This window comes from Xanthomonas sp. A1809, from assembly GCF_017746015.1.
GTDB classification, from domain to species: domain Bacteria; phylum Pseudomonadota; class Gammaproteobacteria; order Xanthomonadales; family Xanthomonadaceae; genus Xanthomonas; species Xanthomonas euvesicatoria.
On the sequence record NZ_JAGHWZ010000023.1, the window covers coordinates 75,255 to 98,220 of the forward strand.

The following is a 22,966-nucleotide window of genomic DNA, read 5'->3' on the forward strand; positions in this document are numbered from 1 at the left end:
CGCATGCAGGCGCATATCGCCGCTCTGCCTGCTTCCCGGTACCATGGCTTGCATCGTCATACCTGCACCCGGCGTCCGCGTTACCGCAGCAGCGCCCGTGCATCCCGCAGCTTTTGCACGCATTTGAAGAGGCCACGCTTGGAGAAGGTCAGGAAATCGGTCCGCCGCACCAGCCGCGCGACCACCATCGACGAGGTGGCAGCGCTGGCAAAGGTCTCGCCGATGACGGTCTCGCGCGTGGTCAACAACACCGGCAGCGTGCGCGATGCCACCCGCGAACGGGTCATGCGCGCGGTCGACAAGCTGGGCTACACGCCCAATCTTGCCGCCAGCGCACTGGCGGCCGCGCAGAGCACGCGGATTGCGTTGATCTACAGCGATCCCAGCGGTGCCTACCTGCGCGAGTTGCTGCTGGGCGTGCTGCGGGTGGCATCGCGTACGTCGATCCAGCTGGTGATCGACTGCTGGGACGACCTGGACGCCGATGCCGAACGCAAGGCCGCGCGCAAGCTCGCCAAAGGCGTTGCCGGTGTGATCCTGCCGCCGCCCTTGTGCGAATCCAGGGCCGCAGTGCTGGAATTGGTGCGCGCCAAGGTGCCGGTGGTGGCGATCGCCTCCAACCATTTCAGCCCGGATGTCGCGTGTGTGCGCATCGACGAATTCGCTGCTGCCAAAGAGATCACCGAGCACCTGATCGCACAGGGGCATACGCGCATCGGCTACATCGCCGGGCATCCGAACCTGTCGGCCAGCACGCGGCGCTTCGAAGGCTTTCAGGCGGCGCTGGCCGACGCCGGTCTGCGCCTGGATCGGCACCTGGTGCAGCCAGGCGATTACACCTACAAATCCGGCCTGGTCGCCGCGGAAAAACTGCTGGCGCGCAAACGCCGTCCCAGCGCCATCTTCGCCAGCAACGACGACATGGCCGCCGCGGCAATCTCGGTCGCGCACCGGCGTGGGCTGGATGTGCCGCGCGATCTGTCGGTGGTCGGGTTCGACGACACCTCTGCCGCCACTGCGGTGTGGCCCGAAATCACCACCGTGCAGCAGCCCATCGCCGCCATGGCCGATGCCGCGCTGGACATCTTGCTGAAGACGATTCGGGCCAAGGAGCGTACGGCAAGGATGGTCGATCATGTGGTCGCGCACCTGCTGGTCAAGCGGGATTCGGTGGCCGCACCGACAGCGGACGATGCGGCCGAGTCAACGTAGCGATCAGACCCCTGCATGCCGCAAGCCGGATGTGGTCGCCTCGCAGGCTTGCATGCAACACACCAGCATTGCCGGTGTGCGCTCACGTTTCTGGTGACCGCGCATCACATTGGCAGCCATTGCTGGCCGCCGCAGTGGTAGCTGGCCCACCGTCGCAATGCAGACGGTCATTGCACGCGCCAGGTGAGGCGAAGCGCGTGCAGTGGCAATGCTCAACGCGTCAGATACTGATTGATCAGGTTTTCATACGCTTCCTGGCGGCCGCTGAGCTGCTGTGGCGCATTGCCGGCCGCATGCTTGGCCAGATCGGCCAGCGTGGTCTTGCCTGCGGCAAAGTCGGCGCCGGCGCCGCTGTCGAAGCTGGCGTAACGCTCGGCGCGCCATTGCTCCAGCGGCGAGTCCGTCAGCAGCGCGTTAGCCACTTCCAGCCCGCGTGCGAACGCGTCCATGCCGCCGATGTGGGCCAGGAACAGGTCCTGCGGGTCGGACGATTCGCGACGCACCTTGGCATCGAAATTCAAGCCGCCCGGTGCCAGCCCGCCCTGCCGCAGCACCACCAGCATGGCGCCGACGGTGTCGTACAGATCGGTCGGGAACTGGTCGGTGTCCCAGCCGTTCTGCGGGTTGCCGCGGTTGGCATCGATGCTGCCGAGCAGGCCGGCATCGGATGCCACCTGCAGGTCATGCTCGAAGCTGTGGCCCGACAGCGTGGCGTGATTGGCTTCGATATTGAGCTTGAAATCCTGGTCCAGGCCATGCTGGCGCAGGAAGCCGATCACCGTGGCGCTATCGAAATCGTACTGGTGCTTCATCGGCTCCATGGGCTTGGGCTCGATCAGGAAATTGCCCTTGAAGCCAATCGCGCGGCCGTAGTCGCGCGCCAGGGTGAGGAAGCGCGCCATGTTGTCCTGCTCGCGCTTCATCTGCGTGTTGTGCAGGCAGGCATAGCCTTCGCGGCCGCCCCAGAACACGTAGTTTTCGCCGCCCAATTCAACGGTCGCATCGATCGCGGCCTTGACCTGCACCGCCGCACGCGCCACGACATTGAAGTCCGGGTTGGTCGATGCGCCATTCATGTAGCGCGGATGCGAGAACAGGTTGGCCGTGCCCCACAACAGCTTGATGCCGGTGTCGGCCTGACGCTGCTTGGCGATGCCCACCATGTGCTTGAGGTTGCGCTCGTACTCGCCGATGTCGTCGGCATCCGGTGCCAGGTCGATGTCGTGGAAGCAGTAATACGGCACGCCGAGCTTGGTGAAGAACTCGAACGCCGCATCGGCCTTGGCTTCGGCACGGTTCAACGCGGTAGTGCCCGCATCCCACGGATACGCACGCGTGCCCGGGCCGAACGGGTCGGCGCCATTGCCGCAGAAGCTGTGCCAGTAGGCCACGGCAAAGCGCAGATGCTCGGCCATGGTCTTGTCGCCGATGGTTTTGTTGGCGTCGTAGACCTTGAACGCGAGCGGGTTGTCCGAATCGCGGCCTTCGAAACCGATCTTGCCGATGCCGGGGAAATATTCTTTCGCGCCGATGTACACGGTGTTGCTCATGGGGTGAACTCCTGCAGCAGGGGAGGGAAGAGAGGGAAAGCGTTACACCGGGACATCGGCATCAGCGCACAGGCGATGGCCACGTACGCGTTGCGCAGCGCGCATGGCACCGGCAACCGATGCGTCCGCGCGACTGCCATCGGCATCCAGCCAAAAAATGTTAGCGCTACCACAACTGCGACTGAAAAAAGCCGCGCGTTGTAGCGAAGCTGAAGATGCCATGCCGGTCCCGGGTCAAGCGACCTGCCGACTGTACCGAGCCTGCCGCAGAAAGGCTTGCTGCGCTGCGAGATACGAGCTGTGCTGTGGCACCGCACCAGGCAACGCGGGTCAATGGAGGCGGCCCGCAAGTAACAACGCGCGCAGCTACCGTGCGCATTGCACGCTGACGACTGCATGCATCTGCGGACAAAAACCTGGGCTGCCGGCACGTGGTTACCTGGCAACGGCCGCAGGACACCATGTGCGGGCAACAGGTCTGCATCGACCGGCGCCATTGCAGCCGTCCGTGCCGCTGCCGCGTCAACGTCCAATGCGTCACAAGGGCTGCGTGTCGGCGTGCCGCCCCCGCGCGCAGCCAACCCGTCGCCTGCCAGCCCCCGGCAGCTACAATGGCCAGCTTATGACCGCTGTCCTGCCGCTGCCGCAACCCCTGGCCGACCCCGCACCGCGCGACCCGCGCCAGCGGTTGCAGCGCGAACAGCTGCGCCTGGGCAAACGCCTGCAGCGCCAGGTCGGCCAGGCGATTGCCGATTTCGGCATGATCGCACCCGGCGACAAGGTCATGGTCTGTCTGTCCGGCGGCAAGGACAGCTACACCTTGTTGGACATGCTGCTGCAGTTGCAGCGCAAGGCGCCGGTGCCGTTCAGCCTGGTGGCGGTCAACCTGGACCAGAAACAGCCCGACTTTCCCGCCCATGTGCTGCCGGCCTACCTGCGCGGGCTGGGGGTGCCGTTCGATATCGTCGAGCAGGACACCTATTCGGTGGTCAGCCGGGTGATTCCAGCCGGCAAGACGATGTGTTCGCTGTGCTCGCGGCTGCGGCGCGGCGCGCTGTATGCCTACGCGCAGACGCATGGCGTGACCAAGATCGCGCTCGGCCATCACCGCGACGACATCGTGGCCACCTTCTTCATGAACCTGTTTCACCACGCGCGGCTGGCGGCGATGGCGCCCAAGCTACGCAGCGACGACGGCGCGCATGTGGTGATCCGCCCGCTGGCCTATGTGCGCGAAGCCGACATCGCGGCGTACGCGCAGGCGCGGCAGTTCCCGATCATTCCGTGCAACCTGTGCGGCAGCCAGGAAAACCTGCAGCGCCAGCAGGTCGGCAAGCTGTTGCAGCAATGGGACCGCGAGTTCCCCGGCCGCGTGGAGCAGATCGCCCGCGCCTTGGGCGATGTCCGCCCCGAGCAATTGGCCGATCGCACGTTGTTCGATTTCCTGGCGCTGGGCCGCAGCGGCGATGCGCCGAGCGATGTTGATCCCGATCCCAGCGCGTGGCTGTCCGCCAGCCACGCCACCCACGACAGCGACTGACGCCGCCGCTCCGGCTGCCGGCAGTCTTCCACCCTCCACGTTTTTCTTCATTCGGTCCAACGCATGTTCTTTCGCAACCTCACCCTGTTCCGCTTTCCCACCACCCTGGATTTCTCCGAGATCGACACCTTGCTGCCGCCGGTGCAGCTCAAGCCGGTCGGCCCGCTGGAAATGAGCTCGCGCGGTTTCATTTCCCCGTTCGGCCGCGACGAGCAGGAAGTGCTCTCGCACCGTCTGGAAGATTTTCTGTGGCTCACCGTCGGCGGCGAGGACAAGATCCTGCCCGGCGCGGTGGTCAACGACCTGCTCGAGCGCAAAGTCGCCGAGATCGAGGAAAAGGAAGGCCGCCGCCCCGGTGGCAAGGCACGCAAGCGCCTCAAGGACGATTTGATCCATGAGCTGCTGCCGCGCGCCTTCGTCAAGAGCTCGCGCACCGACGCCATCCTGGACCTGCAGCACGGCTACATCGCGGTCAACAGCTCCAGCCGCAAGAGCGGCGAGAACGTGATGAGCGAGATCCGTGGCGCGCTCGGCAGCTTCCCGGCGCTGCCGCTCAATGCCGAAGTGGCCCCGCGCGCCATCCTCACCGGCTGGATCGCCGGCGAACCCTTGCCCGAAGGCCTCAGCCTGGGCGAAGAGTGCGAGATGAAGGACCCCATCGAAGGCGGCGCGGTGGTCAAGTGCCAGCACCAGGAACTGCGCGGCGACGAGATCGACAAACACCTGGAAGCCGGCAAGCAGGTCACCAAGCTGGCGCTGGTGCTGGACGACAATCTGTCGTTCGTGCTCGGCGATGATCTGGTGATCCGCAAGCTCAAGTTCCTCGACGGCGCCCTGGATCAGCTCGAACACAGCGAAGACGATGGCGCACGTGCCGAACTCGACGCACGCTTTGCGTTGATGAGCGCGGAAATCCGCCGGCTGTTCCTGTTGCTAGAAACCGCGTTGAAGTTGAGCAAGGCCGAGTAACCGGAACGTCGCACGGTGGCGGCGTTGAGGCGCGATGCGTGGCGTGAATCAAACGCTTTCGGTGCGTCGAGGGCGCGGTGCCCTCGACACACGCGGGACACGCCGTGAATCCATCCGTGGAGGCTCGGCGGCGGTATCCATGTCGCCACACGGTCCCGCAAGCGGCAACGGCACCGCACCAGACAAGGTGCGGATCGTTTTAGTGAAGGCCTTGCACACCGGCCAACTCGACGAGTCCTTGCCCGCCCGCCGTCGCGGGACACGCCGTGAACCCGTCGCTGGGGATTCGATGGCGGCATCCATGCCGCCAACTGTCCCGCAGGCCTTGAGAACACCGCACCAAAGCGTTCTTCCGCTGCTCTCGTGAAGGACATACGTGCGATGTGACCTGCGCGGTGGCGGACAAGGGCCCGGCAGCAATGTCGCAGATCAGCTGCCCCACCACTGATCCATCGGTTGGCCAATCGCTTCCAGGGACGACGCCGATCACGGTCTGGCAGTCACCGAGTGCGGCAATCGATGCGTCTCACCGCCTGACACATCGCGGCGGTATCCTGTGCGCATGTTCAAGCCCGTCCGCCGCCTGATTGTTCCGCCCTCGCAGGTTGTCGAACGCGACTGCGTGCACGTGCAGCTGGACGGCCGCGACATCGCAGTGCTGCGCGTGCGCGATCCGCGTGCGCGACGCATCAAACTCAGCGTCGACGAGCGCGGCGCACGGCTGACCTTGCCGCTGCGCGCAAGCCTGATGTCCGGCGAACGGTTTCTGCATGCGCATCTGGACTGGCTGACCACGCAGCTGTCGCGGTATCAGCAGGTCGATGCGTTTCCTGCGCTTGAGCGTGGCGTGCCCGGGCAGCTGCCATTGCGCGGTGCGTTGCTGCCGTTGAGCTGGCACGAAGGGCGCTATGCACGCATCGATATCACCGACGACGGGGCGCAGTTCCATGTGCCCACCCGCCTGGGCGATGCCGGCCTGCGCCGCACCTTGAAGGAATTCTACGAAGCGCAGGCGCGCGCCGATGTCGGCCGCTGGTTGCCGGGTTATCTGCCCGGCCTGCCGCGCGCACCGGCGCGACTGCGGCTGAAGGTGATGTCCTCGCAGTGGGGCTCGCTCGCACCGGATGGCTCGATGGCGTTGGACCTGGCGCTGGTGCTTGGTCGCCCTTCCGCGTTCGAATACGTGCTGGTGCACGAGCTCTGCCACCTGGTGCAGGCCAACCACTCGCCTGCGTTCTGGGCCGAAGTGGAGCAACGTTTTCCCACTTGGCGCGAGGAACGCAGTTACTTCCACGAACACGGCCGCCAGCTCAAGGCGCAACTGCGCCGGTTGCTGCACGTGCAGTGACGCAGGCGTAGCGCGCGGCTGCGATGACGTGCCTTTCGCGACAGTGGTGCAGCTACGGGTGCGGCAACAGCAACAGGCGATCGGTGCGGCTGGCACCGGCGAGTGGTCAACGCTGCAGCGAAGACGCCGCTAGCGCCACGCGTAGGAGGCAGCCCGGGCAAGTTGCCGGCAGGCCAGCGGCGACAGCCAGGCAAAGCGTTTTGACACGACGTGTTCTGCAGCCGCAGCGCCTGCGTCCAGGGTGCGCGCCGACATCCAGTGGTCGGCGTGACACGCCGCTGCCCATGCCTGCTCCAACAGGACGCGATCGCCCGCATCCAGGTGGGCAGCGGCGCGCACCGCCTGGATGAAGGTCCACGGCGCATGCCACCGATCGAAGGATTCGAGTGCGCCCACGACACGGGCGGCATCTGCCACGTTCACCTGCGCGATTGGCATCTGCGTATCACGCGTGACGCAAACCATCCAAGAAGCCGTTGATCACCGCCGCGACTGCTTCCGGCACTTCCATATGCACGTGGTGCGTGCCGGGCAGCAGCTGCAGGCGTGCGTCGCGCATCATCGCCACGCGGTGGTCGCGCAATGCTTCCGGGAAATACGCCTGTGCGGGCGTGGCGAAGATCGCCTGGGCGGGGCAGGCGATGGAGGCCAGCAGCACGTCGATCTGCGCTTCGGTCATGCGGATGGCGGTGGGCAGGGTCAGGCGCGGATCGCTGCACCAGCTGTAGCCACCTTCCACCACGCGTACGCCGCGTTCGACCAGCAGCCGTGCAGCCGGTTCGGTGAGTTGGTTGGCCATCATGCGCGCGCGTACCGGCATTTCCATCGACGGAAACACCCGCAGCGGCCGCTCTGCCAGCGTGCGTGCCGACGCAACGGCATCGCGCAGGCGTGTGGCAGTGCTTTCCACGGGCTCGGCCAGGGCGCCTAGCGCCTCGATGGCGATCAAGGCCTCCACGCGCTCGGGCGCAGCGGCGGCCAGCAGGCTGGCAATGCCGCCGCCCATCGAGTGGCCGAGCACGGTGAAGCGCTCCCAGCCCAGAGCATCGGCGACCTGCAACAACATGGCGATCGCGCTGCTGAGCGTGTATTCGGCGCCTGTCGGCAGCCAAGCGCTGTGGCCATGGCCGGGCAGATCCAGCAGCACCAGATCCAGCTCCTGCGCGTGCAGATGCGCGCTCAGCGGCACGAAGCTGGCCGCGTTATCCAGCCAGCCATGCAAGGCCAGCACCCGGCGCGGGCCGCGATCTTGGTTGCGCAATCCGGTGACCCGGCCGATGGCCAGGTCGCACGCAAACGGCTCCAACTTCACGCGCGGCGCGCCACGGCGGCCAGCGCGTGCGCATGCGCATCGCTGGCGTTGAGGCAGGGGATGTAGCTGAGCGTGGCACCACGCTCGGCCAACGTTTCGGCAAAACCCAGCGCCACTTCTTCCAGCGTTTCCAGACAGTCGGTGGCAAAGCCCGGGCAGACCAGGTCGAAGCTGCGCACGCCGCCTTCGGCCAATGCCCACAGCGTGGGTTCGGCGTACGGCTGCAGCCAGCGTTCGGCGCCGAAGCGCGACTGATAGCCCATCTGCCACTCGTCCGCGCCCAGCCCCAGCGCTGCCGCAATGGCCTGCGCGCTGCGTTCGCACTGCTGCGGATACGGGTCGCCGGCATTGGCCACGCGCTGCGGCAGGCCGTGGAAGGAAAACATCAATTTTTCGCTGCGCCCATGCACCTGCCAGTGCGCGCGAATCGACTCGGCGATCGCGGCCACCCAGCCGGCGTCCTCGCAGTAGTCCTGGATCACCTCCACCGCGATCTCCGGCGCGCTGGTGCGCCATGCCTCCACCACATCCTGGATCGAGGCGGTGGTGGTGGTGGAATACTGCGGATACAGCGGCAGCACCACGATGCGCCTGATGCCGCGCGCGCGCAGCCCGTCCAGCGTCTTGCGCAAGGCCGGCTCGCCGTAGCGCATGGCCCATTCCACATGCCAGTCGGGCATCACCGCTTGCAGGCCGTCGGCCAGGCGGCGCGTGTAGACCGCCAGCGGCGAGCCCTCCGGCAACCACACCTTGGCGTATTTTTCGGCCGATTTCGGCCCGCGGATCGGCAGGATCACCCCGTACAGCAGCGGCTTCCAGAACAGTGGCGGAATCGCGACCACGCGGCGGTCGCTGAGGAACTCGGCCAGGTAGCGGCGCACGGCCGGGGCGGTCGGCGATTCGGGAGTGCCCAGGTTGACGACCAGCAGGGCGGTATCGGGTGTCGTGTTCATGCGCACCATTCTGGCAGAGCCGGGCACCGCTGCCGACAGCAGCGCAACGATCGCTGTGATCGGCCGTCTCTTCCGCGCCGGTTGCGCTCACCACCGATTCATTGCGCCGGCACTAACGTCGCGGCATTGCTATCTTTGTCGGATTCTTCCTTGGAGCTTGTCATGCCTCGTTTGTCGCGCCTGGCCCTGTTGTTGTCGCTGACGTTGGTCGCCGGCCATGCCGTCGCCGGCCCGGAAGAAGACCAGCGCGCACGCAATGCGGTGCGGGTGCTCACCGAGATCATGAAGATCCCCGAGCAGGCCATTCCGGACAAACTGCTCGACGAGGCGCGCGCCATCGTGGTCATTCCCGACACGCTCAAGGCCGGCCTGGTGATCGGCGGCCGTCGCGGCCACGGCCTGATGTCGATGAAGAATGCCGACGGCAGCTGGTCGCAACCGGTGTTCGTCAAGCTCACCGGCGGCAGCATCGGCTTCCAGGCCGGCGTGCAGTCCTCCGACGTGGTGCTGGTGTTCCGCAACGACCGCAGCCTGGACAACATCGTCAACGGCAAGTTCACCCTCGGCGCCGACGCCGGCGTGGCGGCAGGTCCGGTCGGGCGCAACGCCGCCGCGGCGACCGACGGCCAGCTCAAGGCCGAAATCTGGTCGTGGTCGCGTGCCCGTGGCCTGTTCGCCGGCGTCGCCCTGGATGGTGCGGTGCTGCAGATCGACGATGCCGCCGACCTCAATGCCTACGGCAGCGGCGCAACCCCGCGCATGATTTTCGAAGGCCGCACCAACGAACGCCCATCCACCGATGTGATCGCTTTCCGCGACCGGCTGGAAGAGGCGACCTACACCGCGCGCGCCAATCGCAGCACCGATGCCGCCGCCGATGGCGCGCCGCCGGCACCGCGTCCGCAGACCCCGCCGCCGGTGCAGGCACAGCAACCGGCCAATGTGCCGCCGCCGGCCAGCGAAGCCAGCACCGTGCCGATGCAGCCCAGCACCACGCCGCCCGCCCAGCAAGGTTTTCAGCCGGTATCGGAGGGCGAAATCCGCACCGAATCACTGGACGGCAACCGCTAACGCACTGTCATCCCCCTGCGCGGTGCGCTGGGGTATCCTGCGCGTTCCATCTTTCAAGCAAGCGAGCAGATCATGGGCGGTTTCAGCATTTGGCACTGGCTGATCGTGCTGGTGATCGTGTTGCTGGTGTTCGGTACCAAGCGGCTCACCAGCGGTGCCAAGGATCTCGGCAGCGCGGTCAAGGAATTCAAGAAAGGCATGCACGACGACGACAAGCCGGCCGGCAAGCTCGGCGACGACTCCCGCACTGCCGAGCAGGCGCGTGAGGCGCAGGCCGAACGCGACCGCGACGCGCGCTGATCCGGAGCGGCGTCGGTGTTTGACATAGGTGTTGGCGAACTGACGCTCATTGCGGTCGTCGCCCTGGTGGTGCTCGGCCCCGAGCGTTTGCCCAAGGCGGCCCGATTTGCCGGATTGTGGGTGCGCCGTGCCCGAATGCAGTGGGATTCTGTCAAGCAGGAACTCGAACGCGAACTCGAGGCCGAAGAGCTCAAGCGCAGCCTGCAGGACGTGCAGGCCTCGCTGCGCGAGGCCGAAGACCAGCTGCGCAACACGCAGCAGCAGGTCGAGCAGGGCGCCCGCACGCTGCATGACGACGTCAGTCGCGATATCGACATCCGCGCCAGCGCCACGCCGGTGGCAACGCCGCTGGAACTGGCCCATGCGGATTTGTCTGCCAGCCCCGATGTGGATGCAACAGCCGGCGTAACCGATGCGGCTGGAGCTGCACATACCGCGCCGGTGATTGCGCAGGCCCAACCCATTGCGCCAGCGCCGCATCAAACCCTGGTTCCGGCTCCGCACGACACGATAGTGCCCGCGCCGCATGCCGCGCATCTTGCCAGCGCGCCCGAGCCGGTCGCCGTTGCGCCAGTCGATGCGGGCACACCGGCCGCGTGGACGCCGGGCGCGCCAGCCAAACTCCAGGAGAAACAGCCGTGAGCCTGTTCGACGACGCACAGGCCGAAAGCAGTCTGATCGAGCATCTGGTCGAATTACGCGCCCGCCTGGTCCGCGCACTGATCGGTCTGGGCGTGGTGTTGCTGGCGCTGCTGCCGTTTTCGCGGGCGATCTATTCGTGGCTGGCCGCACCGCTGATCTCGCAACTGCCGCTGGGGCAGACGATGATCGCGATGAATCCGGCCGGCGCGTTCTTCGCCCCGCTCAAGCTGACCTTCTTCGTGGCGGTGTTCTTCAGCGTGCCGTGGCTGTTGTATCAGGCCTGGGCGTTCGTGGCGCCGGGGTTGTACCAGCGCGAAAAGAAGCTGGCATTTCCGCTGCTGGCGTCGGCGGTGGCGCTGTTCTATATCGGCTGCGCGTTCGCCTATTTCCTGGTGTTGCCGGCGGTGTTCCACTTCCTGACCACGTTCAAGCCAGACGTGATCGCAATTACCCCGGATGCCAATTCGTACCTGGATTTCGTGCTGGCCATTTTCTTCGCCTTCGGCGCGAGTTTCGAACTGCCGGTGGCCTTGGTGATCCTGGTGCTGCTGGGCTGGGTCAGCCCCAAGCAGCTCAGCGAAGGCCGTGGCTACGCCATCGTCGGCATCTTCATCCTGGCCGCCGTGCTCACCCCGCCAGACGTCGTATCGCAGCTGATGCTGGCCATCCCGATGTGCCTGCTCTACGAGCTGGGCATCATGGCTTCGCGTGCGGTGGCGCCGAAGAGCGCCTAGTGCCGTCGCTGCACCGAAGCGCGCCGCCATGCAGGTGCGCGGTGCGGTCGTCTTCGGGCACATGCGTCGCTGCGCGGCGTCGCCCCGGACGCCATGGTCCACGTTAGGAGCGCGCCCGGGCGCGACCAAGCCTACGTCGAGAAGCCCCGGTCGCGTCCAGGTGCGCTCCTACAGCCGCGCGAATTCAAGCAACAAACACATCCGGTCGCGATGGCGGGGCTGGTTGGGCGGCGGCGCCGGCGTGGGTGAACATCTGCTTCCACGCGGCGTAGACCGAACCGGCGAACACCGGCATCAGCACCGCCATCAACAGCAGTTGGGCCAGCCACATCGCCACGGTCTGGCCGGCAATCAGGCCGACGATCAGCGCCACGATCATGACCGCGAAATAGATCGCGAAAATGGCGATGAAGGCCAGGACGAAGAACACCAGCATCGCCGGCAGGTTGTGCAGGCTGGCGCGCAGGCTCGCGCGCAGCGCGTGGCCGCCGGTGCTGCGGTCGAACATGACCTGCGGCGGCATCACGAACAGCGCCAGCGTCATCGCCGCGAAGGTGGCGATGGTCAGCAGCAGCCACAGCAGGATGCGCCCGGCCGGCAGGCTGGCGGCTAGCTGCTCGATCTGCACCGGGTCCGGCTGCGCGCCGGACTGGCTGATCTGGTTGATCTTGACCATTACTTCGGAGAGCTGCTGCAGCCCGCTGGCGCCGATCATCGCCAGCAGCAGCACGCCCAGCAGCAGGCCGGCGATCAGCTGCGGCAGCAGCGACACCAGCAGGTGCGGCGCGCGGCCGTCCTGCAGGCCATGCAGCAGATGCGACGGTTTGGCGATGCGGCCTTCGTCCACTTCGCGGATGGCCCACAGCAGGCCGCCCATGAACAACGGGCCGGCCAGCACCAGCAGGAACTGCAGAGCCGGGCCCAACAGCGGCACCAGGACCGACAGCGACACCACCAGCGAGGCGGCCACGCTCCAGATCACCCCCATCGAGCCAAGCGCCAGCGGCGCCCGCTTCAACAGCGAGAAACCGGTCAACAGCCACTCTGCGCCGGCAGATGCCGGCACCTTACGAATTTCGCTCATTCCCATTCCGGATCGATACGCGCGCCGGACCATCCGGCGTCACGCGATTATCGCTGCTTTTACGTGTGCGCGGCGGGACGAGCGCTCACGGTTTGCAACCGGCGTGCGTGATGCACGAAGCGGCGCAACAGCTTGCGGGCGATGGGGGCGGCGGTGACCTCGCGGGCGACCGTGCGGGCGCAACGTCCGTGGCGGGCAATGCAGTCGGCACGCGCCTGCACATAGCCGCGCATGTGGTGGGTGGCGAATTCGGGGTGGAACTGGACGCCCCAGGTGGCCCGGCCCCAGCGGAAGGCATGGCAGCGGTCCTGCCGGGAGTGCGCCAGCACGATGGCGCCGTCCGGGGCACGCACGACCGTCTGCAGATGGGTGGCATGGGCCGGGAACTGCGGCGGAAGCCCTGCGAATAAAGGATCCTGCTCGGCCGGCGGGTGCAGCTCCAGCGCGATGGTGCCGGATTCGCGCCCGGCCGGGTTGTAGTCGACCTCGCCGCCCAGCGCGTGCGCCAGCAACTGGTGCCCGTAGCAGATGCCCAGTAGCGGCATGCCCTGATGGGCGGCATGGCGCAGCCATTCGGCACTGCGTTCGCTCCAGTCGGCGCGGTCGGTGACGAAGGCGGCCGAACCGCTGACGATGATGCCGGCAAAGTCGGCCGGGTCGGGCAGCGCATCGCCATTGGCAACGTCGATGGCCACCGTTTCCTGCTCGGCCAGCCCGGCCGCCACGCGGATCCAGTGCGGAAAACGGCCGTATCGCTTCATCTCCGGCACGGGCTGCCCGGTTTCGATGATCAGGAACGGCAAAACGGACATGCGCAAAGATCCGGACACAACAGATGCCCCCGATTGTAGGCGGCAGCGACGCGTTTTTTTCAAGCGGCACTCCAAGACGCGCGCTGCGGGTCATTGCCGAATGACATGTCCTGATTCCCTCGCGGCGGGATGCCGATGATGGTAGCGGTGGTCGCCGACTGGTGCATGTCCTGGATATCGGCAGACAAACGCACGGCTGGAATGACAGTGCCTTTGCGCGGTCGCCGTGGTCAGGTTGACGCAAGGTTCGGCGGGATTGGTGTGGAAAAACATCGAATCGTGCATACCCTTCAGAACACTGCGCTTGACGCCAGCGGAGCACGTCGCCGTGCCGGCGTGCTGCATCCCACGCGTTCGATCCATGCAATGTAGTAGGGCCATTGGCCCAACGCGCAGCGGGCGTCGCACATGTCGTCTGCGCTTCGTATTGAAGAAGTCGCTCGCGGGCAGATTGACTAAATTTCCGGGCATGAAAACCCATGCCACCAATTCAAACGCGACACGCACAAACCTGTCTTACGCTCATGAGGAAAAGCCCAGGCTAACGGAGGATCAGGCAGCAGCCAGCAGCAGCGGCGCGCAGCAACCGCTTGGACGGCCGCCTAGAAAACGGCAGAGGATGGAGTCGGATGACCCAAGGGCCTCGACGCGCGACAGGCAGCCCTTTACGGCAAGCGCCTTAAAGAAAGAGGAAATCGATGCCAGCGAAGGCGCATGGGACAGGCGCTTTCGGCCGTGGCAGCCGGCTGCCGTCAAAAACGCGCGCATCAAAACCGAGGGCTACCCGGATATGGCGACTGACGACGTCGGCACGTCGTCAGCGCAGCATCGGCCACAACGCTCGTCGCAGCATCATGGTGTGGAGGCAAGGGCATTTCGGCCGCGCGAACAACCGTTCGAATGGTCCGCCAGAAAGCGACCACGTGAAGAGCAGGCGCCATCCCGGCAGCCAAAGCGGCCATTCCATGGCATGGGGCTGACGACCGAGGACATCCGCAGGGCCGAACATCAGCTGGACCCGGCGGAAAAAAAACGGCTACAGGCGCAGCGACAGCAACAGCAGCGACAGTTGAGCGAGCCCCACGGAATCGGGAGGAACCACAACGCGGGCCGGTGCGTGTCGATGGCATATGACAACGAGCTGGCGCATCGCATGCGTGGCGGGAAGGCGTTGCCCTTCCTGGAAGAGAGTGTCAACGCGCAAGTCAACGCGCAGCGGCTGGACAAATATCTTCAGTTGATTGGCACTGCACGGCGCGCCAGGGCAGGGGTGACGCCCGGCGATCTGGATCGTTGCACCGAGCTCGCGGCGCAATACCTGTTTGGGACCGGATGGTTCGAAGGGGCATCGCTGGCGCAGCTGGCGCATGTGGGCAACAAGCTGAGCAAGCACCCGAATCAGCCCGCATGCATGGAGGCCATCGCGTGGATCGCCGGAGAGCTCACGCAGGCCGATGATCTGGTGGGGCTGGGGGCCTACCCGTCAGTTCTGCTTCTGAATGCCTTCTCGAAGAATCTCGACAGCGGCCGGTGTGAACGCGCGGTGGCGCGTCTGGCACGTCATCTGCGGCGTGACGACCACGCACGACAGGGGCTGAGTGCGCAGAACATCAGCCTGGCACTCAATGCCTTCAGCAAGTGGTCCGATAACCCGGAGTGCCAGGCGACGGCGCACTGGTTTGCCGCGCTTGTCGCCAGCGACAAGCGCCTGCGTTGCGCCATGGATGCCCAGAGCGTGGCGACCGCGCTCAACGCCCTGTGCAAATGGCCCGACACGCCGGACTGCGGGAATGCCGTCAGCGCGCTCGCCGAACGGTTGGCCGACGAGTCCAGATTGCGCAAGGAACTGAAACCGCAAGAACTGGGAAACGCGCTCAACGCCCTGAGCAAATGGGCCGACACCCCGGTCTGTGCGGCTGCCGCCAGTGCGCTGGCCGAACGGTTGGTGGACGATCCCGGCTTGCGCAAGGCCCTGGACCCGATCAACGTGAGTCAGGCGCTCAACGCGCTGAGCAAATGGGCCGATATACCGGTGTGTGCGGCCGCCGCCATCGCACTGGCCGAGCGGTTGGCCGACGACCCCAAGCTATGCCGGGCCCTGAATGCGCGAGGCCTGTCCAATGCGCTCAACGCCCTGAGCAAATGGCCCGACGACCAGGTCTGTGCGGCTGCCGTCAGTGCGCTGGCAGAGCGGGTCGCCGACGACCCCGAGCTGCGCAAGAACCTGGACCCGCAGGGCGTGTCCAACGTGCTCAACGCGCTGAGCAAATGGCCCGACACCCCGGTCTGTGCCGCCGCCGCCAGTGCGCTGGCCGAACGCGTGGTCGACGATCTCCAATTGCGCGAGGATCTGGATCCGCAAGGTGTGGCCAACGCGCTCAACGCGCTGGGCAAATGGCCGGATATACCGAGCTGTGCGCAGGCCGCCAGCGCGCTGGCCCGGCGGCTGGCCCACGATCCCGAGCTGTGCAAGGCCCTGGACCCGATCAACGTGACCCAAGTGCTGGAAGCGCTGAGCAAATGGCCCGATACACCGATCTGTGGGCAGGCCGCCAATGCGCTGGCCAAGCGGCTGATCCATGAGAGGAGCCTGCGCAAGGCCCTCAAGCCGCAGGAACTGGTCACCGCGCTCCATTCCCTGAGCAAATGGCCCGACACGTCGATCTGCACGGAGGCCGCCAGCGCGCTGGCCGAGCGGCTGGTCGACGAGCCCCAGTTGCGCAAGGCGCTCGACGCACACCAGGTTGTCACCACGCTCAAGGCCTTGAGCAAATGGCCTGACAAGGCGGTCTGTGCGGTTGCCGCCAGCGCGCTGGCCGAGCGGCTGGCCGACGAGCCCCAGTTGCCCAAGGACCTGAACCGGCAAGGTGTGGTCATCGTGCTCAACGCGTTGAGCAAATGGCCGGACACGGCGGTTTGTGCTGAGGCCGCCGCCGCGCTGGCCGAGCGGCTGGTCGACGAGCCCGACCTGCGCAAGGAACTTGGCCCGGTCGACGTGACCAACGTCCTGAATGCCTTGAGTAAATGGCCGGACACCGAGGTCTGCGCGGAAGCCGCACGGATGCTGGCAGGGCGCCTGGTCGGCGATCCCCTGTTACGCAAGGCCTTCAATGCACTGGACGTGGCCAACGCGCTCAATGCCCTGAGCAAATGGCCTGACACCCCGGTCTGTGCCGCCGCCGCCAGTGCGCTGGCCGAGCGGCTGGCCGCCGATCCCCAGTTACGCAAGGATCTCAATCCATTGGACGTGGCCAATGCGCTCAATGCCCTGAGCAAATGGCCCGGCACGCCGGTCTGTGCGGCCGCTGCCAGCGCACTGGCCGCACGGGTGGGCGCCGATTCCAGGTTGCGCAAGGCCTTCGACGCGCAGCAAGTGGCCACCGTGCTCAACGCCTTGTGCAAATGGCCCGACAACCAGGCCTGTGCGGCGGCCGCCAACACCTTGGCCGAGCGACTGAGACGCGAGCCCGACGTGCGCGACGTGCTCAAGCCGCGAGAAATGACCAACGCGCTTAACGCCCTGAGCAAATGGCCCGACACGCCGGCCTGTGCGGGCGCCGCCAGCGCGCTGGCCGCACGGGTGGCCGACGATCCCAGGTTGCGCGTGGCCTTCGACGTACAGCAGGTGGCCACCGTGCTCAACGCCCTGAGCAAATGGCCCGACAATGCGGCCTGTGCGGCCGCCGCCGGCGCGCTGGCTGAGCGCTTGGCCGACGAACCCGAGTTACGCAACGCCCTGACCGCCCATGGCGTGGCCACCGTGCTCAACGCCCTGAGCAAGTGGCCCAACGTGCCGGTCTGTGCGGCCGCCGCCGGTGCGCTGGCCGAGCGGCTGGCCGACGAACCCGAGTTACGCCACGCTCTGACCGCGCATGGCGTGGCCACTGCGCTCAACGCGCTGAGCAAATGGCCGGACATGCCGGTCTGCGCGGCCGCTGCCAGTGCGCTGGCCGAGTGGCTGAGCGACGATCCCGACCTGCGCAAGGCGCTGGACGCTTCCAACCTGCCCCAGGTGCTCAATGCCCTGAGCAAATGGCCGGACATGCCGGCCGGTGGCGAGGTGGTCAACGCGCTGGCCGAGCGATTGGTCGACGACCCCGAGTTGCGCAATGCCCTCGATGCGCTAGGGGTGGCCAATGCGCTCAACGCCATGAGCAAATGGCCCGAGATGCCGGTCTGTGCGGCCGCCGTCGACGCGCTAGCCGCGCGGCTGGCCAACGATCCCGGGTTGCGCAGGGATCTGGAAGCGCAGGGCCTTGGCAACGCACTCAACGCCCTGAGCAAATGGCCCGACAAGCCAGTCTGCGCGGCCGCCGCCAGCGCGCTGGCCGAGCGGCTGACCAACGATGCCGGCTTGCGTCGTGCCTTCGACCCTATCAACGTGAGCCAAGCGCTCAATGCCCTGAGCAAATGGCCCGGCACGCCAGCCTGCGAGACCGCCATCGACGTCCTGGCGGCGACGCTGGCCAACGATCCCGATTTGCGCAAGGCCCTGGACCCGCAAGGCGTGGCCGTGGCGCTCAACGCGCTGAGCAAATGCCTCGCCCGGCCGGTGTGCCAGTCGGCATTCGTGCTGCTCGCCGAGCGTGCAGGCTCGGCCGAGCTGCCCTGGCGGCAGTTCCAGATGCGGGGGATCGCGGTGTTGGCCAACGCGATGTCCCGGCTGTCGCATCTGGACGAAGAGGACGATGAGCAGTTCCAGACCCTGGGTATCGCCAAGCTGCAGGCGATGGCCGGGCACCTGGATGTGCACCGCGAGCGTTTTGCGTCCGCTTCGGCCGGCGATATCGGTGTGCTCTTCAAGGCCTTTGCCTCGGCGCGGCTGCAGCGCCAGATGCGTTCGCTGGGACAACCGGCGCTGGAACGGGTGTCGGCCCTGATCGGGGACGATGGATTACGCCAGACCAGCCTTGAGGGGATCGGCAGCCTCTGCATGGGACTGTTGCCGCTGATCCGCAGTCCGGAGTTGGCCCCTCGCCATCGGGGCCAGGCATTGCACGTGTTCGATACGTTGCAGCCCATCGTCGCGCGCAAGATCGAGCTGTACCTGCGCGGCGACGGCGCGCGCGCGTCGGCCGACATCGAACAGCATGCCACGCGCTGCCCGGCGCTGACCTTCTACCAGGTGCTCAAGGCCTACGCGGTGGTGAGCCGGCAGTGGAAAGCGCGCCATCTGGACGGCCCGCGCAAGCAACTGCGCCAGCGCCGCGATGAACTGTCGAAGTGGGTGGACCTGACGCTGGCGCGCACGCGCGAGGCGATCGAGGCGGACCTGGGCGAGATGAGCTGGAACCTGATCGCGCAGATCGAGGCCGGCGACCGGATGTTCGACGCCCTGGACCTGCGCATGGCCAAGGACGCGCCGGCCATTACCCAGGCCCATCCACCGACCCGCTTCGACCTGGACAGTGGGCGCCTGAGCATGGCCTCGGTTCCCGGCCGGCCGGTGGCGCCGGCGCCCGGCCACGGCAGCACGACCCATGTGGTGGTCGATCTGGTGGGCAAGGAGCTGTCGACCAACCGGTCCGAATCGGACAAGCCGTATTCGCTGTTTGCACGCCTGACCGGGCTGCCGCTGGTGGAGGTGCAATTGCCTGGTGAGCTATCGACCTTCATGCTCGCGCGGACGTTCAACTACAACGGCGAGCCCTGGCGCTTCGACATGTTCGGCGGCAGCCGCGCGGCGCGCGGCAAATCCGGTAGCCACAGCCTGGTGCTGTCCCAACGCAAGGAGTCGGCGTCGCTGTTGCCTGCATTCCGTTATGCCGACACCGCCCCGGGCAGCAGCCTGATGCATCTGGCGGCCAAGCTCGCTCCGCAACGCGAGGACTGGTCGCGCATGCAGCGCTCGCTGCTGGAGATGGTGCCCAGTGACCATGTCGTGGAAGGCACGCTGCGCCTGGGCGTATTCGATGACGTCGAGGGCCCTGCGCATCCGTTCAAGCCGTTGGCCGTGGATGGCACTGCCCTGGCGTTGTGCCCCAACGATGGCTGCGGCTTCCTGAAACTGGAGGTGGCCTTGGCCATTCCGGCCTTCCGCAAGCATTACGAGGCCTGGCACGCGGTGCAGGCAAACCAGGCCACCGAGGAGCAGCGCGAGCTGGTGGCCAAGGACAAGGGGCCTTCGATGATGCCGGCGCAGGCGCTGCAGCATTACCCGCGCGATGCCGCGGCGCTGGAAGAGGCGCACGCGGCGATGCAGGACCGGCTGCGGACACTGGAGCCGACAGGCGATGATCCGCTGTGGGTGTACAGGCCGCTCATCGGCGGTGGCTACCAGGGCCAGCGCGTGCGGGCGGTGCCGTCGGCCGACGACAAGGTGCATCTGCCGCAGCAGCGCAGCCAGGCCTTCGACGTCGCGGGCGGCCCGTTGCTGCTCGGCAAGCCTCCCTACGACAAGGAGAATCTGCTGCCGGTGCCGGAGCAGCGCATCGCCACCGTGGCCCAGGGCGACGCCACCGCCGCGTTCCTCTCCCAGTGCTTCGGCATCCAGTACAGCTACACCGGTTTCGATGATCGCTCCGGCGTCGATCCGCAGATGCTGCACAGCAAGGGCATGCTGGTGGTGGTGCCCGATCAGCAGTGGCCGGCTGAGTTCAGCGACACCGACCTGGCCTGCTCCAAGGAAGATCTGAAGACGCTGTCGTGCTGGACAAACGGCCGTGACCGCGGTGCCTTGCCGCGCGACATCCTCAGCACCGGCAGCCTGCGGCTCAAGGACATCGTGGAGCCTGGGCGCCTGGGCGCACTGCCGATCGACGAGTTGCGCAAACGCGACATGGACACCGACGGCGACGACGCCTTCATCTACGCAGGCTATCCCAAGCTGGCTGCGCTGATTTCGCGGGTGATGGATCGCAAGGCCAGGCTCGGTCGGCAAAAGTCCTTCAAGCCGCCGAAGACGGCCACGCCGGCCATCGACCCGGTCAGCGGCCACTACCAGCCAGGGCGGCTGTCGGAAATCATGGCCCTCAAGCGCGGTCAGCGCATCACCTCGGCGGCCGCCACGCTGGCGGCGCGCTTCATGGGGCAGCCGAACGAACTGCGCGAAGCGATGGCGCGCGACATGATGTTCGGCACCTACGATGGCATCGAGCGCGGCTTGCGCAACGGTTTGCGCGAGCTGCTCGAAGAGCCGGTCCGCGATCCGGTGGTGTTGGCCACGCTGCGCGTGCAGGCGCGCGAGGCGATCGAACGCGCCCACCTGCCCGAGGCGCGTGAAGCTGCCGCGTTGCTGCACGCGCAGCTGCTTGCGCTTGAGACGGACCCGGCCGCCGACAGCGCCGCGCCGGCGTTGCCCGAGGCCCTGGCTGAGGCGTTTCCCGGTTTGGCCAAGGCCTACGAGTCCGCCGCTGGCGTGGAGGCGCGCATCCACGCCATCCTGGACAACTACCCGGTGTGCCGGCTGTCGCATGCGCAGTTCCCGGACGGGCAACCCGGGCTCGTCCCCGGCGAGCCGGAACTGACCATGCGCAACCTGTTCACCATCGCGATCAAGGTCGGCACCGATGCGCTGAAGTCCGACACCGGCACGGCGCTGTTCGCCAAGATCGTGGAGGCCTGCGAACGGGCCGAGCGGGGCTTCGCCGAGCGGGTCCGCAACGTGCCCTACAGCAGGGCAACCGCCCGGGCCATGCAGGACGGGCGCTTCGATCCCGAACAGACCAAGCTGCTGCTGCAGCGCATGCCGTCGATGGCCGCCGGCGTCATGGAAGACGCGCTCGAGGCACTACAGCAGGCCGGCTGGATCGCCCGGTCGCAGCCGCCGGCCGAGCGTCTGCGCGACGTGCAGCCGCAGGACATTGCGCTCAAGGCACAAGCCTTGCTCAGGCGCGCTCGCCAGATGGAGCCGCAGGTCACCGACATGCTGCAGAACATCGCCGCGCGCCATGGTGGGCAACTGGCCGGCACGCAGCATCAACTGAAGTCCTACGGCTCGTTGCAGGACAAGCTCAAGCAGCGGATGGCGCTGAAGAAGCAGCCGTTGGACGAGGCGGCAGCCAGCGTCAACGACGCGCTGCGCTACAGCGTGGTGCTGGAACCGCAGGGCTTTACCGCCGGCCTGCGCGCCGTGCTGGCCGCACTGGACGATCAGGGCCATGCACGGGTCAAGCTGACCAATCAATTTACTGAATACCCGCCAGTCTTCAAGGCCATCAATGTCACGCTGCGCAGCCCTGAGGGTGCGCTGTGGGAGATCCAGTTCCACACCCCGGAGACCTTCGCGCTGAAGGAGCGCTTCCACGATCTGTACAAGCACGCCCATGCGCTGGCGCTTGGCGGCGCATCGCGGGCCGAGCAGCGCAAGCTACAGGCGCCTGCGCTGGAGGCCTTCAAGCGTGTGGCCTCGCCGCCGGGGTGCGAGGAGATCGACGACTGGCAGGAAGAGACCGTACCGGCGCTGGCAAGCACGCCGCCGGCGCTTGCCTCCGAACAGAACGCCGTCAACACAGGCGCATCGCCGGCACACAGCGTGTTCCATGCCGCCACACGCAAGCAGGCGTCGCTGACGCCGGTGCTCGACATGCTGGCCGACGGCTTGGGCGCGCGGCTCTGGGGCAACGTGCGCTACAACGCCAGCCAGGGCCGGATCGAGCAGGTGCAACACGACCCGTTCCAGAAATCGGTCGCCTCGATCAAGGACAAGATCCGGCGCCATCAGCGCGCCGGCATGACAACAGAACAGGCCACGCAACGCGTGGGCGATGCGCTGCGCTATGCGCTTGAGTTGCCGTCCGAGGGTTTCGTGGCGAAGGTGCAGGCGGCCCAGGAGGCACTGCGTCGGCAAGGGATGACGTGCGTGAAGCTGCAGAATTACTTTACCTCGGGAGATGGCACCTACCGGGGCATCAATGCCAGCTTCACCGATGCCGAGGGCTACGCGTTCGAAGTGCAGTTCCACACGGCTGAGAGCTTCAACGCCAAGGCGCAAACGCATCTGTCCTACAAGCGGATGCAGTTGGCGCAGACACGCCTCGACAAGGAGCGGCAAAAACCCCGGCCCGATCCGGTCAGGCAGGCAAGACTGACGCAGGAAATCGCAGGGCACCGACAGGCGATGCACGAGATGACGGCCAGGGTGAGCAAGCCCGCCCACATCGAGCGCCTCGGAGGCCGCGCATGAGGACCCATCAACGCGCAAGACCTGGCGAATCTGCGGCTCTCAAGCGGGTTTAGCTGTGCGCCGGACGATATCTCCGCCCTCAAGGCATGAGCGCCGAGTGCCACTGGGGCGGGAATCACGCGCGTGCGGCTCGCAGGCGCGGGCGAACGCGTCGATCGCCGTCATGCCGATCGACCGCGACGTGTGCGAGACCGGCGTGCACTCCGGAGGCGTTGCTGCATGCATGCCACGCAACCGTGCACCTGAGCGAACACGAGCACCCGGCAGGGATCGGTGCTGCCGCCAGCACAGCAGTTTTCAACCGAATCCCACTGC

Annotated in this window: 16 protein-coding genes; 9 read left to right on the forward strand and 7 right to left on the reverse strand. The window is 66.6% G+C overall.

Annotated features, from left to right (window positions below; all coding sequences use genetic code 11):
* Positions 1 to 80 precede the first annotated feature (80 nt).
* Positions 81 to 287 (reverse strand): hypothetical protein, encoded by a 207-nt coding sequence (locus tag J7396_RS22815; protein WP_005929711.1) that lies wholly within the window; start codon positions 285 to 287, stop codon positions 81 to 83.
* Here J7396_RS22815 and J7396_RS21325 point away from each other — a divergent pair.
* On the forward strand, positions 196 to 1,212 hold the full coding sequence (locus tag J7396_RS21325) for a LacI family DNA-binding transcriptional regulator (RefSeq protein ID WP_233381737.1): 1,017 nt from the start codon (positions 196 to 198) through the stop codon (positions 1,210 to 1,212). The genes J7396_RS22815 and J7396_RS21325 overlap by 92 nt on opposite strands.
* A gap of 212 nt (positions 1,213 to 1,424) precedes the next feature.
* Here J7396_RS21325 and xylA read toward each other — a convergent pair whose 3' ends face one another.
* Positions 1,425 to 2,762, reverse strand: a complete 1,338-nt coding sequence (xylA, locus tag J7396_RS21330; protein WP_029820765.1) for a xylose isomerase — start codon at positions 2,760 to 2,762, stop codon at positions 1,425 to 1,427.
* 622 nt (positions 2,763 to 3,384) lie between these two features.
* Between xylA and ttcA the strand changes: the two genes are divergently transcribed.
* From ttcA to J7396_RS21345, 3 genes are all read left to right on the forward strand, one after another.
* Complete coding sequence (ttcA, locus tag J7396_RS21335) at positions 3,385 to 4,302, forward strand: tRNA 2-thiocytidine(32) synthetase TtcA (RefSeq protein ID WP_046932716.1); 918 nt, start codon at positions 3,385 to 3,387, stop codon at positions 4,300 to 4,302.
* Positions 4,303 to 4,365: 63 nt separating this feature from the next.
* Positions 4,366 to 5,271 carry a recombination-associated protein RdgC gene (locus J7396_RS21340; RefSeq protein ID WP_008577753.1) on the forward strand — a complete coding sequence of 302 codons (906 nt, stop codon included), beginning with the start codon at positions 4,366 to 4,368 and terminating at the stop codon, positions 5,269 to 5,271.
* 562 nt (positions 5,272 to 5,833) lie between these two features.
* The gene (locus tag J7396_RS21345) at positions 5,834 to 6,619 is read left to right on the forward strand and encodes a SprT family zinc-dependent metalloprotease (protein WP_008577754.1); all 786 of its coding nucleotides are present in this window, start codon (positions 5,834 to 5,836) and stop codon (positions 6,617 to 6,619) included.
* 129 nt (positions 6,620 to 6,748) lie between these two features.
* Here J7396_RS21345 and J7396_RS21350 read toward each other — a convergent pair whose 3' ends face one another.
* The 3 genes from J7396_RS21350 to hemH are packed head-to-tail and all read right to left on the reverse strand — an operon-like array spanning position 6,749 to position 8,893.
* Positions 6,749 to 7,057 (reverse strand): hypothetical protein, encoded by a 309-nt coding sequence (locus J7396_RS21350; protein WP_008577756.1) that lies wholly within the window; start codon positions 7,055 to 7,057, stop codon positions 6,749 to 6,751.
* Positions 7,058 to 7,064: 7 nt separating this feature from the next.
* Positions 7,065 to 7,925, reverse strand: a complete 861-nt coding sequence (locus J7396_RS21355) for an alpha/beta hydrolase (protein WP_033479388.1) — start codon at positions 7,923 to 7,925, stop codon at positions 7,065 to 7,067.
* A gap of 2 nt (positions 7,926 to 7,927) precedes the next feature.
* Positions 7,928 to 8,893, reverse strand: coding sequence for a ferrochelatase (gene hemH, locus J7396_RS21360; RefSeq protein ID WP_008577760.1), 966 nt, complete (start codon positions 8,891 to 8,893; stop codon positions 7,928 to 7,930).
* Between the two features lie 153 nt (positions 8,894 to 9,046).
* Here hemH and J7396_RS21365 point away from each other — a divergent pair, with 153 nt between their 5' ends.
* The 4 genes from J7396_RS21365 to tatC all read left to right on the forward strand — a co-directional run bounded on the left by J7396_RS21365 (position 9,047) and on the right by tatC (position 11,631).
* Positions 9,047 to 9,955 (forward strand): YSC84-related protein, encoded by a 909-nt coding sequence (locus J7396_RS21365; protein WP_008577761.1) that lies wholly within the window; start codon positions 9,047 to 9,049, stop codon positions 9,953 to 9,955.
* Between the two features lie 72 nt (positions 9,956 to 10,027).
* A complete protein-coding gene (gene tatA, locus J7396_RS21370) occupies positions 10,028 to 10,255 on the forward strand; it encodes a Sec-independent protein translocase subunit TatA (RefSeq protein WP_003484969.1) in 228 nt (75 codons plus the stop codon).
* Positions 10,256 to 10,270: 15 nt separating this feature from the next.
* The gene (gene tatB, locus J7396_RS21375; protein WP_008577765.1) at positions 10,271 to 10,897 is read left to right on the forward strand and encodes a Sec-independent protein translocase protein TatB; all 627 of its coding nucleotides are present in this window, start codon (positions 10,271 to 10,273) and stop codon (positions 10,895 to 10,897) included.
* Positions 10,894 to 11,631, forward strand: a complete 738-nt coding sequence (gene tatC / locus J7396_RS21380; protein WP_005923115.1) for a twin-arginine translocase subunit TatC — start codon at positions 10,894 to 10,896, stop codon at positions 11,629 to 11,631. The genes tatB and tatC overlap by 4 nt, the downstream gene beginning before the upstream one ends.
* A 184-nt stretch (positions 11,632 to 11,815) precedes the next feature.
* Here the strand turns inward: tatC and J7396_RS21385 are convergent, their stop codons facing one another.
* Entirely contained in the window at positions 11,816 to 12,715 is a 900-nt protein-coding gene (locus J7396_RS21385; RefSeq protein WP_122272125.1) for a BPSS1780 family membrane protein, read from the reverse strand.
* Between the two features lie 59 nt (positions 12,716 to 12,774).
* Positions 12,775 to 13,527: a glutamine amidotransferase gene (locus J7396_RS21390; RefSeq protein WP_003484963.1), complete on the reverse strand. Its 753-nt coding sequence runs from the start codon at positions 13,525 to 13,527 to the stop codon at positions 12,775 to 12,777.
* Positions 13,528 to 13,996: 469 nt separating this feature from the next.
* On the opposite strand from J7396_RS21390, the gene xopAD reads away from it, so the two are divergent.
* Positions 13,997 to 22,651, forward strand: coding sequence for a XopAD/skwp family type III secretion system effector (xopAD, locus tag J7396_RS21395; protein ID WP_209262074.1), 8,655 nt, complete (start codon positions 13,997 to 13,999; stop codon positions 22,649 to 22,651).
* Positions 22,652 to 22,966 lie beyond the last annotated feature (315 nt).

Bases quoted from the DNA above. Each gene is read 5' to 3' on its own strand.
- J7396_RS22815 (WP_005929711.1), bottom strand. From the start codon at position 287: ATGACCCGTTCGCGGGTGGCATCGCGCACGCTGCCGGTGTTGTTGACC.
- xylA (WP_029820765.1), bottom strand. From the start codon at position 2,762: ATGAGCAACACCGTGTACATCGGCGCGAAAGAATATTTCCCCGGCATC.
- ttcA (WP_046932716.1), top strand. From the start codon at position 3,385: ATGACCGCTGTCCTGCCGCTGCCGCAACCCCTGGCCGACCCCGCACCG.
- J7396_RS21340 (WP_008577753.1), top strand. From the start codon at position 4,366: ATGTTCTTTCGCAACCTCACCCTGTTCCGCTTTCCCACCACCCTGGAT.
- J7396_RS21345 (WP_008577754.1), top strand. From the start codon at position 5,834: ATGTTCAAGCCCGTCCGCCGCCTGATTGTTCCGCCCTCGCAGGTTGTC.
- J7396_RS21350 (WP_008577756.1), bottom strand. From the start codon at position 7,057: ATGCCAATCGCGCAGGTGAACGTGGCAGATGCCGCCCGTGTCGTGGGC.
- hemH (WP_008577760.1), bottom strand. From the start codon at position 8,893: ATGGTGCGCATGAACACGACACCCGATACCGCCCTGCTGGTCGTCAAC.
- J7396_RS21365 (WP_008577761.1), top strand. From the start codon at position 9,047: ATGCCTCGTTTGTCGCGCCTGGCCCTGTTGTTGTCGCTGACGTTGGTC.
- tatA (WP_003484969.1), top strand. From the start codon at position 10,028: ATGGGCGGTTTCAGCATTTGGCACTGGCTGATCGTGCTGGTGATCGTG.
- J7396_RS21385 (WP_122272125.1), bottom strand. From the start codon at position 12,715: ATGAGCGAAATTCGTAAGGTGCCGGCATCTGCCGGCGCAGAGTGGCTG.
- J7396_RS21390 (WP_003484963.1), bottom strand. From the start codon at position 13,527: ATGTCCGTTTTGCCGTTCCTGATCATCGAAACCGGGCAGCCCGTGCCG.
- xopAD (WP_209262074.1), top strand. From the start codon at position 13,997: ATGAAAACCCATGCCACCAATTCAAACGCGACACGCACAAACCTGTCT.